The sequence below is a fragment of the Pseudomonas sp. REST10 genome (assembly GCF_029542605.1).
Classification (GTDB): Bacteria; Pseudomonadota; Gammaproteobacteria; order Pseudomonadales; family Pseudomonadaceae; genus Aquipseudomonas; species Aquipseudomonas khazarica.
Window position 1 is genome coordinate 3,461,442 of record NZ_CP035677.1, and the last position, 14,679, is coordinate 3,476,120.

The 14,679-nt window shown below is 64.4% G+C and carries 10 protein-coding genes, 1 tRNA gene and 1 pseudogene; 2 read left to right on the top strand and 10 right to left on the bottom strand.

Annotated elements, in window-relative coordinates; all coding sequences use genetic code 11:
- Window positions 1-31: 31 nt before the first annotated feature.
- The 8 genes from EWH21_RS16360 to EWH21_RS16395 form a co-directional block, all read right to left on the bottom strand.
- Window positions 32-1,216: an aromatic ring-hydroxylating dioxygenase subunit alpha gene (locus EWH21_RS16360; RefSeq protein ID WP_047585713.1), complete on the bottom strand. Its 1,185-nt coding sequence runs from the start codon at window positions 1,214-1,216 to the stop codon at window positions 32-34.
- Between the two features lie 163 nt (window positions 1,217-1,379).
- Window positions 1,380-3,242 (bottom strand): IucA/IucC family siderophore biosynthesis protein, encoded by a 1,863-nt coding sequence (locus EWH21_RS16365; RefSeq protein WP_277698839.1) that lies wholly within the window; start codon window positions 3,240-3,242, stop codon window positions 1,380-1,382.
- Window positions 3,239-3,823 (bottom strand): GNAT family N-acetyltransferase, encoded by a 585-nt coding sequence (locus EWH21_RS16370; RefSeq protein ID WP_277698840.1) that lies wholly within the window; start codon window positions 3,821-3,823, stop codon window positions 3,239-3,241. The genes EWH21_RS16365 and EWH21_RS16370 overlap by 4 nt, the downstream gene beginning before the upstream one ends.
- Window positions 3,813-5,012: an MFS transporter gene (locus tag EWH21_RS16375; RefSeq protein WP_277698841.1), complete on the bottom strand. Its 1,200-nt coding sequence runs from the start codon at window positions 5,010-5,012 to the stop codon at window positions 3,813-3,815. The genes EWH21_RS16370 and EWH21_RS16375 overlap by 11 nt, the downstream gene beginning before the upstream one ends.
- On the bottom strand, window positions 5,009-6,343 hold the full coding sequence (locus EWH21_RS16380) for a SidA/IucD/PvdA family monooxygenase (RefSeq protein ID WP_277698842.1): 1,335 nt from the start codon (window positions 6,341-6,343) through the stop codon (window positions 5,009-5,011). The genes EWH21_RS16375 and EWH21_RS16380 overlap by 4 nt, the downstream gene beginning before the upstream one ends.
- A 347-nt stretch (window positions 6,344-6,690) precedes the next feature.
- Window positions 6,691-6,765, bottom strand: a tRNA-Arg gene (locus EWH21_RS16385).
- A 76-nt stretch (window positions 6,766-6,841) separates the two neighbouring features.
- The gene (locus EWH21_RS16390; protein ID WP_047585723.1) at window positions 6,842-7,954 is read right to left on the bottom strand and encodes a Glu/Leu/Phe/Val dehydrogenase dimerization domain-containing protein; all 1,113 of its coding nucleotides are present in this window, start codon (window positions 7,952-7,954) and stop codon (window positions 6,842-6,844) included.
- A gap of 80 nt (window positions 7,955-8,034) precedes the next feature.
- Complete coding sequence (locus tag EWH21_RS16395; RefSeq protein ID WP_277698843.1) at window positions 8,035-11,502, bottom strand: indolepyruvate ferredoxin oxidoreductase family protein; 3,468 nt, start codon at window positions 11,500-11,502, stop codon at window positions 8,035-8,037.
- 198 nt (window positions 11,503-11,700) lie between these two features.
- Here EWH21_RS16395 and EWH21_RS16400 point away from each other — a divergent pair, with 198 nt between their 5' ends.
- Window positions 11,701-12,168 (top strand): Lrp/AsnC family transcriptional regulator, encoded by a 468-nt coding sequence (locus EWH21_RS16400; protein ID WP_037055653.1) that lies wholly within the window; start codon window positions 11,701-11,703, stop codon window positions 12,166-12,168.
- Here the strand turns inward: EWH21_RS16400 and EWH21_RS16405 are convergent, their stop codons facing one another.
- Window positions 12,169-13,137 (bottom strand): DMT family transporter, encoded by a 969-nt coding sequence (locus EWH21_RS16405; RefSeq protein WP_179554559.1) that lies wholly within the window; start codon window positions 13,135-13,137, stop codon window positions 12,169-12,171.
- Window positions 13,138-13,415: 278 nt separating this feature from the next.
- Here EWH21_RS16405 and EWH21_RS16410 point away from each other — a divergent pair.
- A pseudogene (locus tag EWH21_RS16410) lies at window positions 13,416-13,604 on the top strand (DUF6316 family protein); the annotation flags it as partial.
- Window positions 13,605-13,681: 77 nt separating this feature from the next.
- Here EWH21_RS16410 and EWH21_RS16415 read toward each other — a convergent pair.
- Entirely contained in the window at window positions 13,682-14,671 is a 990-nt protein-coding gene (locus EWH21_RS16415) for an alpha/beta hydrolase (RefSeq protein ID WP_277698844.1), read from the bottom strand.
- Between the last annotated feature and the right edge of the window lie 8 nt (window positions 14,672-14,679).

The following is a 14,679-nucleotide window of genomic DNA, read 5'->3' on the forward strand; positions in this document are numbered from 1 at the left end:
ATAACCTCCATGCCACTCCGATCTGCATGTCTCAACGGTGCTGGGCAGCCAGGGCCTGCCCCATCACCTGGCGATACCAGCCATGGAAGTGCTGCATGCCCTCCTCCAGCGGTATCTGGTACGGGCCACTGTCATCGATACCGCGTTGATAGAGCGCCCGCCGGCCGGCATCGGTGCGTTCGGCGATCTCGTCGTCCTCGATGGCGGTCTCCATGTAGGCCGCGCGGTGCGCCTCGACCAGCTCGCGGTTGTTCTCGCAGAGCGCCTGCGGGTAATAGAACTCGACGACGTTAAGGCACTCGTGCACGCCCTTCGGGTAAACGGTGGAAAGCACCAGCGCGTGGGGAAATACCTCGATCATGTGGGTCGGGTAGTAGCTGGCCCAGATCGCGCCGAACGCTGGTGCGGCATCGCCATGCACGGCCATCAGGCCTTCGTGCCAGGCGCGGTAGGTGTCGGTGCCGGCACGTGCGAGGTTCGGGTTCACGTTGATACGCTGCAGGCTGTACCAGTCGCCGTAATCCCACTGCAGCCCCTCGCTGCGCACGTAACGGCGCAGACCGGGATGGAACGAGGCGATGTGGTAGTCGTCGTTGTAGATCTCGATGAAGGTCTTCCAGTTGCACTTGCACGGGTGCATCTCGACGTGATCGAGCTGGTAGTCGGAGAAGTCCATGTCCGGACGGCGAAACAACGCGCCGATGTCCGCGACCGGATCGCGTGGCCCTTCGAACAGGAAGCCGGAGACGTTGTGCAGGGGGTAGCGCGGCAGGTTCCGGCAGGGTTTCTCCGGAAACTTCGGCGCCCCCACGATCAGTCCGCTGGTGTCGTACGTCCAGGCGTGCAGCGGGCACATGATGCGACCACCGGTGGTACGCAGGTTGCCACGGCGCACCGTGTCGGCATCACTGCCGGGGCTGAAGTCGCCAAGCATCAGCGCCTGGCGGTGACGGCAAACATTGGACAGCAGTTCCACGCCATGCTCGTTGCGCACCAGGATGCGGCTGTGCTCCTCATGCGGCAGCGCGTACCAGTCGCCCAACTCGGGCACCATCTTCTCGTGGCCGATGTAGTTGGCACAGTGCCGGAAGATCAGCTCCTGTTCGCATTCGTAGATCGCCGGATCGCAGTAGCTGTGGATCGGCAACTGCGGCTGAGTGGCGCGAAAATCGTAGGGCGTAGCGGCAAATTGAGCGGTGCGACTGGGGTTGTACATGCTTGGCTCCTTGCAGCGAGCTCAAGGCGGGCACCGGCTGGCGGAAAACGGCATGTACCGATCCCGCCCGCGTCGGCGCAGCAACGCCTCAGGCTCTGGGCTATGACCCAATCCGGGCCATGGAAATCGTTGCCCCGCCGGCGTTGCCTGACGGGGCGAGCAGCTAGCGCTGCAGCTCGGCGATACGCCGTGGTGCCGTTTCGTGCTCGTTGCGAGGTGCAAACGCAGCGACCGGGTTGTTCAGCGGCTCGGCCATGATCAGACTGCCTGCCGGGTTGGCCAGGTCGACCATTTGCAGGTTGTTCTTCAGCTGCAGACGGTTCAGGCACGAATGCAGGAAGTTCGGCGCGAAGAAGTTGTAACGCGCGAAGCGCTCGGCCAGTTCCGGGTGCGCACGCTGATAGTCGATCACCGACTCCGCGACACCACGCCAGAACTCGGTTTCGCTCATGCACTGGTTCTCTTCGAGAATCTGGCTCATGTGGCGGAACACACCATCGAACACATCGATGAAGATGCCGAGGATCTTGTAGTCCTCCGGCACATCCACGGCCAGACGCTCCAGGCCCGCTGGCATCTGCGCATCCTTGTCGAGGATGGCCGACTCTTCGGCGATGTCCTTCATGATCGCGCGCACCGGCACATGGCCGTCGAGCACCAGGATGAGGTTCTCGCCATGTGGCATGAACACCAGGTGGTGGGCATAGAAGCAGTGCATCAGCGGACGCAGGAAGGCATCCATGTAGCGGCGCATCCAGGCCTGCGCGGTGAGCCCGGAGCGGCGGATCAGCTCGGGCAGCAGTGCCTGGCCGTGCGGGTCGACGTGCAACAGCGCCGCCATGGTCATCAGCCGCTCGCCGCCTTGCAGGCGGCTGCCGGGGCTTTCCCGCCACAGCGCCGAGAGCATCTTCTTGTACGGGCTGTCAGTCTCCAGCGCCGCCTCGTAATAGCGGTTGCGATAACCGACCGACGCGACCTCGCGCAGGATGCTGAAACCATACGCCTGCAGCACCGGGTCACTGCTGATCAACTGATCCAGATACGCGTTGATCGCCGGCGTACCCGCCATGTAGTAAGGCGACAGGCCACGCATGAAGCCCATGTTGAGGATCGACAGCGAGGTCTTCACGTAGCAACGCTGCGGTTGCGACATGTTGTAGTAGGTGCGCAGCGACTGCTGGGCCACGTACTCATCGCTGCTGCGCCCCAGCGGCACGATCTTGCGCTGGGCGATATCGGCGGCGAACATCAGGCTCAGCTTGCTGAACCACTGCCAGGGGTGCGTCGGCATCAGCAGGTAGTCATCGCTATTCAGCCCCTGCTCCTGCAGCTGCTTGCGATAGGCCAGCAGCTGCGCCTCGCCCAGCTCGTCGCGCAGCAGTTGTTCGTGATCCAGCCCCGGCACGGCGGCGAAATGTGCGTTGTCGCGGTGTACCGCGAGCCAGATGATGGCGAAGCGCGAGCCGGTTTCCGGTGCGTAGGCGTGATAGTCGAAGGCGTTGAAACCCAGGCGGCCATTGTTGGCAACGAAGCCGGGATGGCCCTCGATCATCGCCGCCTCGATGGTCTGGTAGTCAGCATCCGCCAACTCGGCACTGCTCAGTGCCCGTTCGCCGTGCTTGAAGGCCGCACCGTAGAGGGTGCTGCTGATCTCATCCAGATACACCGGCAGCTTGTCCGCCGGGATGCCCAGCGTCCGCTTGAAGTCGATGACGAAGGTCAGCGCATCGAGCGTCTGCTGCTGGCCATCGAGCACGCGCTCGATGCTGGCCGGCTCGATATGCCAATGGCGCAAGGCCATGGTGCGTGCTTCGAAGTGGTACACACAGCCTTCGGTATCTGCCTGCAGCTCGTAGCGCTGCCAGCCTTCACGCTCGGCTGCGCCCAACAGGCGCGGGTCGAACAGCTGCTCATGGGCATACTCGGCGATGGCCTTGCGCACCAGCAGACGGTTGACCCTGTGCCACAGCTCGGGGCTGAGGTGGGCAACGGCGTCGGCAGGATGATCCAGACGAGGAGAAGTCATAGCGGGCTTGATCCTTCAAGTGATTGGAAGAAGTCGGCGGGCGTGCAGAACGCCAGCAGAGCGGTCTTGGCAGGTAGATCGACAGGGCCTTGCTCGACGAAGCCGACCAGACGGTTCAGGCGATGCACCTTGTGATTGCGAATATCCGGCTCCACCACCACGCGGCGGGCACCGAGTTCGTCGAAGAGGAAGGCCATCACCGCGCGCAGCACGTCACGGGTGAAGTGGCGAATCGGCTCCTTGCTCGGACCGACGAAAAAGTGCATGCCGAGGTCGCCAGGCTGCACCGCATAGAGCTCACCGAGCGGGTCGTGCCGGGGGTCGTAGCACTCCATGACGAACGCTGGCGCACCTCGATAGCAGCCCATGAAGGCACGCATGTGGCCGCTCCCCATGGCATCGGCGTAGAAGTCGCGGGTCGCCTCCTGGGTCATGTCCTGCATGTTCCAGTAATGGGCGTAGTCCATCTGGTACCAGGGGTGGATCACCGCGACATCCTCGTCGAGACGCAACGGGCGCAGGCTGAATTTCGGGTCTAGCGATGCACGCGGATTGCGCGACACTGTGGCCTCAGTTGGCATGGCAGAGTTCTCCCTGAGCGGCATGCCGGCGATCGACGCCGAACCAGCCGCGGTCGATGATCGCCGTGAGCAGCAGGCCTGCCGCAGCGATGACGAAGGTCAGCGGAATACCGACCAGGTTGACCAGGAACCCGGCGCCGAACGAGGACAGCAGCACGCCAAGGTTCTGGAAGAAGTTGGTGACGCCGAAATCGCGGGCATACGCATCCGGCGTACTGACCTTGAACAGAGTGACCTCGAGCTTGACGATCACCTGATACAGCGCCCACCCGTACAGGCAGCGACCGATGATGATCAGCTCCAGCGACTCGCTGGCCTGCAGCGCCAGGCCCGATGCCCCGAGCAGCAGATTGAACAGGGTGTGATCGACCCAGCGCGGTGGCTGCGCGAGCAGATGCTTGAGCAGCAGCGCGAGCAAGGCGACGATGCCGGGGATGGCGAACACCAGGCCGGTCAGCAGAGGCTCGTGCAGCCCCGTACGTGCCTCCCAGTACAGGGTGAAGAAAGGCCGTACCAGATAGGCGCTGAAGTCGAAGAGAAACATCAGCAGGCACAGCTTGAGCAGCGCCGACAGCGCCTGCGGGCTACGCCGCGGCACCGGTGCCTGGCCGGTCTTCTCCTCGCGACTGAGCACCCTGACCACTTTCCCGCTGCGGATCAGGTACAGGCACAGGGCCATCTGCGCCAGGTCACCAGCCGCCATCAGGGCGATGCAGAAGCTGGGCCCGTAATGCTCCAGCGCCATGCCGCCGACAGCCGCACCGAAGATCGCGCCGATGTGGATGACCACCGACAGCAGACCGATCACCAGGCTGTGATTCTCTGGCGCCTCCAGGCGCATCAGGTAGGGGAACATCAGCAGGTAACTGGCCTTGGTCATGAACATCATCAGACTGAGCAACCAGTAGCTCTCGACGCTCGGCGCCCAGATCGAAGCCAGACAGAACAGTGCAGCCACTCCCTGGGTGTAGAACAGCAGGTGCATGGTCTCGATACGCCTGGCGACACGCGCCCAGACGGGCAACATGCACATCACCGCAATCGAGATGGCGGCGATGTAGGCGCCCACATGCACTGGACTGGTCACGCCGTAACGGGTCTCGAAGAATTGCGGGTAGAACGCGATCAGAATCGAATCGCTGATCACGCCGAAGCCCGACATGATCAGAATGGTGGTACGCAGATTCATGCAGAGGCGCTCCCCGGCCCGAGCGCAACGAAACCGCTGTCGAGTGGCGGCTGGAAGTCCTGGTAGGTGGTACGCGCTTCGCAGGGATAGGCATCGCGCCCGGTCAGCTCGTTGAGCAGCCGGCCATTGCGCCAGCACGCCAGACCGAGATCCGGGTTGGTCAGGCCATGACTGTGCAAGCCGACGTTCTGCACGTAGATCTCGCGATCCTGATGATCTACCGCCCAGTTCGGCGACGCTGCGTAGCGCCCCTGCGCATCCCAGCGAATGCGCGCACGAATGCCCTCGATGAAACTCGGCAACTGGTAGCGATAACCGGTCGCGAACACCAGGCCATCCGTCGTGTGACCATAGCGGGCGCCCGTCTGGCCATGCTGGAACTCTAGCTGCCACTGGCCGCCACCCTCGCGCCGACATTGCTGCAACGCCAGATTCGGCAGCAGCCTGGCACCGGAGAGTCCCTGCTGCTGGCGCTCATCGAGGGTGTGGTAGATGCGCTCGATCAGCGACTGATTGATACCGTTGTAGATACTGCGCTGGTCGTCGAGGATCTGCTGCTTGACCCCCTCGCCCAGGCCATAGAAATAGCGACCATAGTCCGGCGTGATCAACTCGAGGGTGAGCTTGGCATTTTCCATCTGGAAGAAGCGCGGCGCACGGGTCACCCAGTTCAGCTGGTATCCATGCTGCGGGGCTTGCTCCAGCAAGTCCTGAAACACCTCCGCACCGCTCTGCCCGCTGCCGATCACCGTGATACTGCGACAACGCTGCAGTGCCTCCCTGCTGTCCAGGTAACCCGAGGTATGCACCGCCTGGCGAGCATCGCCGGGGCTGCAGCAGACAGGAATGTGCGGCACACCACCGATACCGATCACCAGCTTGCGACAGCGGTACTGGAAACCCTCGCCGGTATCGCCGCGCACACCGGCCAACACGTAGCAAGACAGCGACTCGTCGTACCAGACCTCCTGCACTTCGTGCTGGTAGCGCAGGTTGTCGAGCTGCGCCGCCGCCCATTTGCAGTAACGATCGAATTCCTGACGCGACAGGTACCAGTTCTCGCGGATGTAGTAGTTGTACAAGCGGCCTTGCTGCTTGCAGTAGTTGAGGTAGCTGAAACGACTGGTGGGATCGGCCATCGAGACCAGATCGGCAAGGAAGGGATTCTGTAGCGTGGTGCCGTCCAGCAGCATGCCTGGGTGCCAGCTGAATTCGGCCTTCCTGTCGAGGAACAGGCTGCGGGTTCCCAGAGGCTCCGCAAGGCATGCCAGCCCGAGATTGAAAGGCCCGATGCCTATTGCAATGAAGTCGTAGGGCAGTTCCGTGGTCACGTTGCGCCTCATCAGTCCGGATGAAAGTGGGCAGATACTAAAACCACATGATAATGATTTGCAACAGCGCTTAAGAACAAATACTTATATCGAGACACGCGTCTTAGCACGGCACCCGAGACGACTGCCGGGGCAGTCAAGCAGGGAACAAAAGGTCTGATCTAAAGGTCTCGCGCGCCTGAAATGAAGACGAAGCGAGGGATACAGAGACAGCATGCTCTGGATCCGCGAAGCGACAGCGAAGAGAGGGATACAGCGAGGCGACTGGACGGCATGGCGAGCGAAGGTCGCTCATGCAGAATCAGGGAACAAGGCGGAGAAGCACGCCAGATCGGCGCGAAAGAAGATGGCGTCCCCTGCTGGAATCGAACCAGCATCTAGCCCTTAGGAGGGGCTTATTCTATCCGTTGAACTAAGGGGACACGGCCGTATTCGCAACGGCCGGGCGGCATCTTAGCGACGACCGGCGCGTTTGTCATGTCGCGATCCGTTCGCGGCCTAGCGCTGCCAGCCGTGGGCAACCGCCGCAGAGGCTGTCGAGGCACGCACGCTGGGCACACCACCGTGCAGGCGCTCCAGCGCCATGCGGTCGGCTATCGCGGTGGTCGTCTCGCCTTCCCGCTCGGCGCGCTGGAAGATTTCCGTCAGGGTCGGGCCGATGCTCTCGATATGCGCCTTGAGTTCGGCGGCACTGCCACCGGTGCGCTCGTAGCAGACATCGATGATGCCGCCGGCATTGATCGCGTAGTCCGGTGCATACAGGCAGTCACGGCGACGCAGCAGCTCGGCCAGGCTGGCGTCGGCCAGCTGGTTGTTGGCCGCGCCGGCGATGATCGGCGCACGCAGGTTCTCGAGGCTCTGCAGATTGATGATCGCGCCCAGTGCGCAGGGGGCGAACACGTCGACGTCGAGGCCGTAGATCGCGTTCTGGTCGACGGCCGTGGCCCCCAGCTGAGCGACCGCACGTTGCACGTTGGCCTCGAAGATGTCCGTCACCCACAGTTGCGCACCGGCCTCGCGGAGCAGCCTGGCCAGGTGGAAACCGACCTGCCCCACCCCCTGGATGGCCACGCGGATGCCGTTCAGATCCGCCCGCCCCATGCGATGTGCGACGGCGGCCTGGATGCCGATGAACACGCCATAGGCCGTGGACGGCGACGGGTCGCCATCGCGGCTGCCACCGCCGAAGGCCTCGCGCTGCCCGGCACCGGCGACATGGCGCGTGCGCTCGGCCATGATGCGCATCTCGTTCACCCCGGTGCCGGAGTCCGCCGCGGTGACGTAGCGTCCGCCCAGGCTGTCGACGAAGTCGCCCATGGCCTGGAACAGCGCCTCGCTCTTGCCGCGGTGCGGATCGCCGATGATCACCGCCTTGCCACCTCCGAGCGGCAGACGCGCCAGCGCAGACTTGTAGGTCATGCCACGCGACAGACGCAGCACATCGCGCAAGGCCTCGTCGTCGTTGGCGTAGTTCCACATGCGGCAACCGCCGAGCGCCGGGCCGAGCGTGCTGTCGTGAATGGCGATGATGGCTTTCAGGCCGCTGGCCTGGTCGTGGCCGTAGACCACCTGTTCGTGCTGGTCGAAGTCGACATGAGTGAAGACGGACATCGAATCACCTCGGTATTCAGATCGTAAAAGGCCATCCCCCTCCCGCACGGGAGGGGGTGGCAAGGGGGATGCTTGAAGAATCAGGCAGCCGGTTCGAACAGCTGCACCGCCGCGATCTCGCTGACGGTCATGCGGGCCTTGAGCTGCACGGCCTGCTCGCGCACCTTGTCCATGGCGGCTTCCTTGACGTGGCCATAACCGCGCACCTGCTCCGGCAGTTCGGCCAGCGCCACGGCGGTGCGGTAGTTGTCCGCGTTCAGTTCGCTGAGCAGGTAGGCCAGGTTGGCCTCGTACTCCTCGATCAGCTCACGCTCCAGACGTCGCTCGGTGCTGTACCCGAAGGGATCGAGCGCCGTACCGCGGAGGAACTTGAAGCGTGCCAGCAGCGCGAACGCCTTGAGCATCCAGGGACCGAAGCTGCGCTTGCGCGGCTCGCCGGTCACCGCATCGGGCTTGCTCAACCAGCTCGGTGCCAGGTGGAACTGCAACTGGTAGTCGCCCTCGAACTGCTCTTGCAGACGCTTGCGGAACGTCGCCTCGCTGTACAGCCGCGCCACTTCGTACTCGTCCTTGTAGGCCAGCAGCTTGAAGTAATAACGCGCGACCGCCTTGCTCAGCGCCTGCCCGGCGTCGCTATCCGCCTGGCGCACGCGCTCGACCAGCGCCCGGTAACGTTCGGCGTAGGCGCCGTTCTGGTACAGGCTCAGGCGCTGCATGCGGTCGGCGACGATCTCGTCCAGCGTGCTGCAATGCGGAGCCTCGACCACCTTGGGCGCGGCGAGCTTCTCCACCGCAGCCATGTCATGTGCCGCGCGCCGCCCCCAGAGGAACGCCTGCTGGTTCAACTGCACGGCCACGCCATTGAGTTCGATGGCCTTGTCGATGGCCTCGGCCGAAACCGGCACCAGGCCGCGCTGGTAGGCAAAACCGAGCATGAACAGGTTGGTGGCGATGCTATCGCCGAGCAAGCGCGTGGCCAGGCGCGTTGCATCGACAAAGCGGGTCTTGCCCTCGCCCACCGCCTCGCTGATCGCCTCGCGCATCGCCGCGCCCGGCACCTGGGCATCGGGGTTGCGGGTGAATTCGGCCGTGGCCGACTCGTGACTGTTGATCACCGCGTGGGCGATCTTGTCATTGAGCTTGGCCAGCGACTCCTCGCTGGAAGCCACCACCAGATCGCAACCCAGCAACAGGTCGGTTTCCCCGGCCGCGATGCGCACCGCGTAGATATCGCTCTGCCGCGCGGCGATGCGGATATGGGTGATCACCGGGCCGAACTTCTGCGCCAGGCCGGCCTGGTCAAGTACGGTGCAGCCCTTGCCTTCGATATGCGCGGCCATGCCCAGCAGCGCACCGACGGTGGTCACGCCGCTGCCACCCACACCGGGCAGCAGAATGTTCCAGGGACGCGTCAGCGCAGGCTGTTTCGGCTCCGGCAAGGCGATGAACAGGGCTCCCAGGCCCACGGCCTCGGGCTTGCGCAAGCCGCCACCATGCACGGTGACGAAGCTAGGGCAGAAACCTTCGAGGCAGCTGTAGTCCTTGTTGCAGGCACTCTGGTCGATCTCGCGCTTGCGCCCCAGCTCGGTCTCCAGCGGCAGCACCGACAGGCAGTTGGACTTGACGCTGCAATCGCCGCAGCCTTCGCACACATCCGGGTTGATGAACACGCGCTTGGCCGGGTCGACCAGCTTGCCGCGCTTGCGCCGACGACGCTTTTCGGTCGCGCAGGTCTGGTCGTAGAGAATCACCGAAACGCCCTTGAACTCGCGCAGCTCACGCTGCACGGCGTCCAGCTCGCGGCGGTGATGGAAGGTCACGCCCGGCGCGAAGGTGGCGCGGGTCGGGTACTTGTCCGGCTCGTCGCTGACCAGGGCGATGCGCTTGACGCCCTCGGCATGCACCTGCTGGCTGAGCTGGTCGATGCGCAGCTCGCCGTCGATGGGCTGGCCGCCGGTCATGGCCACCGCGTCGTTGTAGAGGATCTTGTAGGTGATGTTGACCCCGGACGCGACGGCGGCGCGCAAGGCCAGGTGCCCGGAGTGGAAGTAGGTGCCGTCGCCCAGGTTCTGGAACACGTGCGGCGTGTCGGTGAAGGGGGCCTGGCCGATCCAGGTCGCGCCCTCACCGCCCATCTGGGTGAAGGTATCGGTGCTGCGATCCATCCACTGGGTCATATAGTGGCAACCGATGCCGCCGAGCGCGCGGCTGCCTTCCGGTACCTTGGTCGAGCTGTTGTGCGGGCAGCCGGAGCAGAAGTGCGGGGTGCGCACGGTCTTGTGCTTGGGCGCGGCCAGGGCCTTTTCCTTGGCGTCGAGGAAGGCCAGGCGTTCCTCGATGACCGGGCTGCTGTAGATCGGCGCCAGGCGCCTGGCGATCACCCGGGCGATCATCGCCGGGGTCAGCTCGCCCAGGTTGGGCAGCAGGGAACCGCCCTCCTCGTCGAACTCGCCGACCACCCGCGGGCGCTTGCCCACCGGCCAGTTGTAGAGCTGACCGGTGAGCTGGTCCTCAATGATGCTGCGCTTCTCCTCCACTACCAGGATTTCGTCCAGCCCTTCGGCGAACTGGTGCACGGACACCGGCTCCAGCGGCCAGCTCATGCCGACCTTGAGCACGCGCAGACCGACCTTGGCGCACAGCGCCTCGTCCAGACCCAGGTCATCCAGGGCCTGGCGCACGTCCAGGTAGGACTTGCCGGTGGTGATGATGCCCAGGCGCGGGTTCGGCGAATCGAGCTTCACCTGGTTGAGGTTGTTGGCCAGCGCGAACGCGCGAGCTGCATAGATCTTGTAGACGTTGAGGCGCTTCTCCTGCGCCAGGGGCGGGTCCGGCCAGCGGATGTGCACGCCATCCTCGGGCAGCTGGAAGTCCTCGGGAATCTTCACCTGCACGCGCAGCGGGTCGACATCCACCACGGCCGAGGAGTCGACGTTCTCGGCGATGGTCTTCAGCGCCACCCAGCAACCGCTGTAGCGCGACAGCTCCCAGCCGATGATGCCGTAGTCCAGGACCTCCTGAACGTTGGCCGGATTGAGCACCGGAATCGACGCAGCGATGAAGGCATGCTCGCTCTGGTGAGCGATGGTCGAGGACTTGCAGCCATGGTCGTCGCCCGCCAGCAGCAGCACGCCGCCATGCCTGGAGACGCCGGCCGAGTTGCCATGCTTGAACACGTCGCCGCTGCGGTCCACCCCCGGCCCCTTGCCGTACCACATGGCGAACACGCCGTCGTAACGCGCCCCCGGGAACAGGTTGGCCTGCTGGCTGCCCCATACGGCCGTCGCCCCGAGCTCCTCGTTGACGCCCGGCTGGAAGTGGATGTGGTTCTGCTTGAGGTAGTCGCGCGCGTCCCACAGGCTCTTGTCCAGGCCGCCCAGGGGCGAGCCGCGATAGCCGGAGATGAAACACGCGGTATTCAGACCGAAGGCAGCGTCACGCTGCTTCTGCAGCATGGGCAGGCGGGTCAGGGCCTGGGTGCCGGTCAGGTAGAGGTGACCGGTAGCGAGGCGATATTTGTCATCCAGGCGGATTTCGGCCAGGGACATGGAGCGCTCCTTTTATTCTTATGGCGAGCACGAGGAGCGCGACGGTAAACACGCTCCGTTGCATCCGACCGCAGGATCACCACGACGGATTTGCCTAAAGCATGACTGGAGGGTTCCGCTTTTTTCTTTCTATTTTTCAGATTGCAGGACAATACTTCGCATGATCCTTCCAACAATCACAAGAAAATGGAAATAGTCATGCAGGATAAGCTCAGCGCCATCGACCGCAGGATTCTCCGCCTGCTGCAACACAATGCCGACCTCTCCGCCGCCGAGGTGGCCGAGAAGGTCGAGCTGTCGCAGTCACCCTGCTGGCGGCGCATCCACCGCATGCAGGAAGACGGGCTGATCGAGCGCAAGGTCGCGCTGCTCAGCCACAAGCGCCTGGGTTTCGGCATCACCGTGTTCGTCGACATCAAGCTGTCGGCGCACGGTCGCGGCAATCTGGATGAGTTCGAACAGGCCGTGGTCGGCTATCCGCAGGTGCTGGAGTGCTACAGCATGGCCGGCAGCTCGGACTACCTGCTCAAGGTGGTGGCCAAGGACATCGCCGACTACGAGCGCTTCCTGCGCGACCACCTGCTGCAGCGCCCGCATGTGCACGAAGCGCATTCGCACATCGCCATGAGCGAGGTCAAACGCACCACCGAACTGCCGCTGGACTGATCAGGCCTGCGTGGCCGCCAGGCGCCTGGCCTTGCGCGCGCGCAGGCTGGCCATCAGCGAGGGCCCGAGGGCGGTCAGGGCGGAGCCGAGCACCACCACCACCGCACCGGCGTAGGCGATCCAGTTGACCGCCTCGGGCAGCACGTGGTCGGGCCACCAGGTGGAAGCCAGCGCCACGGAAACGAAGGTCACCAGCGGCGTCAGCGCCAGGGTGGCACTGACCCGCGACGCTTCCCAGTGCGCCAGCGCCTCGGCGAAGGCGCCGTAGGCCACCAGGGTATTGAGGCAGCAGGCCAACAGCAGCCAGCCTTGCAGCGGGCTCAGCTCCAGCACCTGCAGCGGCTGCGCCCAGGGCGTCAGCAGCAAGGCGCAGGACAGGTAGATGACCATCATCACCTGCACCGAACTCCACAGCGTCAGCAGCTGCTTCTGCGCCAGGCCGTAGAAGGTCCAGACGAAGGCGGCGGCGAGTACGGTCAGCACGCCGGTGGTATAGGTCGTCAGCGATGTCAGCAGCTCGCCCAGGCGCTGATTGAAGAACAGCCCGAAGCCCAGCAGCATCACCATCAGGCCCAGCGCCTGACCCAGGCTGAAGCGTTCGCGGAAGATGAACAGGCTGCTGATCAGCAGCAGGATCGGCGCCACCTGGATCACCAGTTGCGTGGTGCCGGGGCTCAACAGCCTGAGCCCGACCAGGTACAGCACGTAGTTCGCCGTCAGCCCGCCGATGGCCAGGGCCAGCAGCCAGGCACCCTTGCGCCCGAGCGGGCGGAAACGTGGCAGGCGGCGAGCGGCGGCGAGGTAGGCCAGCAGCAGCGAACCCGCCACCGTCAGGCGGTACCAGGTGACCGTGACCGGGTCCATGACCTGCAGGACTTCTTTCAGTTTGATCGGCAGGATGCCCCAGAGCAGCGATGTGAGCAGGGCGAGAAGCAGGCCGTACATCCAGCGGCCGGAGGAAATGTGCATGGCAACCTCAGCAGCGCGGTCGACTGGACGCGTCGACCGCAGCCGGCCATTCTAGGAGAGGCCGACGCACCAGCACAGTGACAGTTCGGCTCGCTTGCCGAGCGCAACTGTACCGCCTGGCATGCCTCATGCGTCAGCAGGCCGGCGTCAAAATTCAATAAAAAACGCCAACCAGTAGCCAACGGCCGGTAACTTCGACCATTGGTCGCCTTGCCGGGCAAGCCGCTCCGCTCGCAGTAGACTCAGCCTATCCAGCACCTGCAGATGGAGCTCTCGTCATGTTCGGCCAACGCACCGTCGACCCCCAACCGGGCACGCACTACCGCAGTTCACGCCTGAGCGCCGTCAATGGCCAGTATTTCTTCGCCACCCGCGAAGGCACGCTGGAAGGCCCCTACCTCTCGCGCCACGATGCCGAGCAGAGCATCCAGCGCTATATCGAGCGCATGGCCATGGCGGACAAGCTGATCCGCCACAGCAGCGAGCACATCGACAGCCAGCAGCGCCGCGACGCGATCAAGCACAATCAGGAGCTCTGATCTCGCTACAGGTGGGCCAGCCCGAGGTCGCCGCGGTGAGCCGCGAGGTGAGGCAACACTGCGGCCAGCAGCGGTTCCTTGAAGGCATCCTGGAAACGGTGGGCCAGCCCCGGAATCAGCTTCAGCTCCGAGCCCTTGATGTGCGCCGCCACGTGGACACCATGCATCACCGGTAGCAGCGGGTCGGCGGTGCCATGCACCACCAGCGTCGGCACGCTCAGGCGGTTGAGCAACTCGACCCGGCTCGACTCGGCGAGAATCGCCAACAGCTGCCGCTGCACGCCCTCGGGATTGAAGGCCCGGTCGTAAGCCACCTCGGCCTGATGCAACAGCAATGCGCGATCATCCTTGACCGACGGGCTGCCCAGCGCCGCGAGCAGGTCGGCCTGCTGCTGCAGCGCGGCCTCGCGGCTGCCGGCCTCGCGCCGCGCCAGCAGCGCGACCAGCGCATCGCTGGGTGCCGGCAGGCCCTGGGCACCGGAACTGGTCATCACCAGGGTCAGGCTGAGCACCCGCTGCGGCGCCAGATCGGCCAGGTGCTGAGCGATCATGCCCCCCATGCTCGCCCCCAGGACATGGAAAACACCGATACCCAGGTCGTCCATCAAGCCCAGCGCGTCGCCTGCCATGTCACGCAGGCGATAGGGCGCCCCCAGCGACAGTCCCAGGCGGTAGCGCACCACTTCGTAAGGCAGGTTGATGCTCGGCGCGGGCTTGCGCCAGCTGCTCAGGCCGACATCGCGGTTATCGAAACGAATGACCCGGAAGCCCTGCTGACAGAGACGCTCGACCACTTCGTCGGGCCAGTGGATCAGCTGCCCGCCCAGGCCCATGATCAGCAGCAGCGCCGGGTCGCGCTCGCGACCGACGCTCTGGTATGCCAGGCGAACGTCACCGACGTCCGCATAGCGGGTCGGCTCGGACAGATCGCAACGATTGGCAGCAAAAGACTGCACGCCGCACAGCAACGCGGCAATGAAGATGAGTGCACGCATGAAGAACA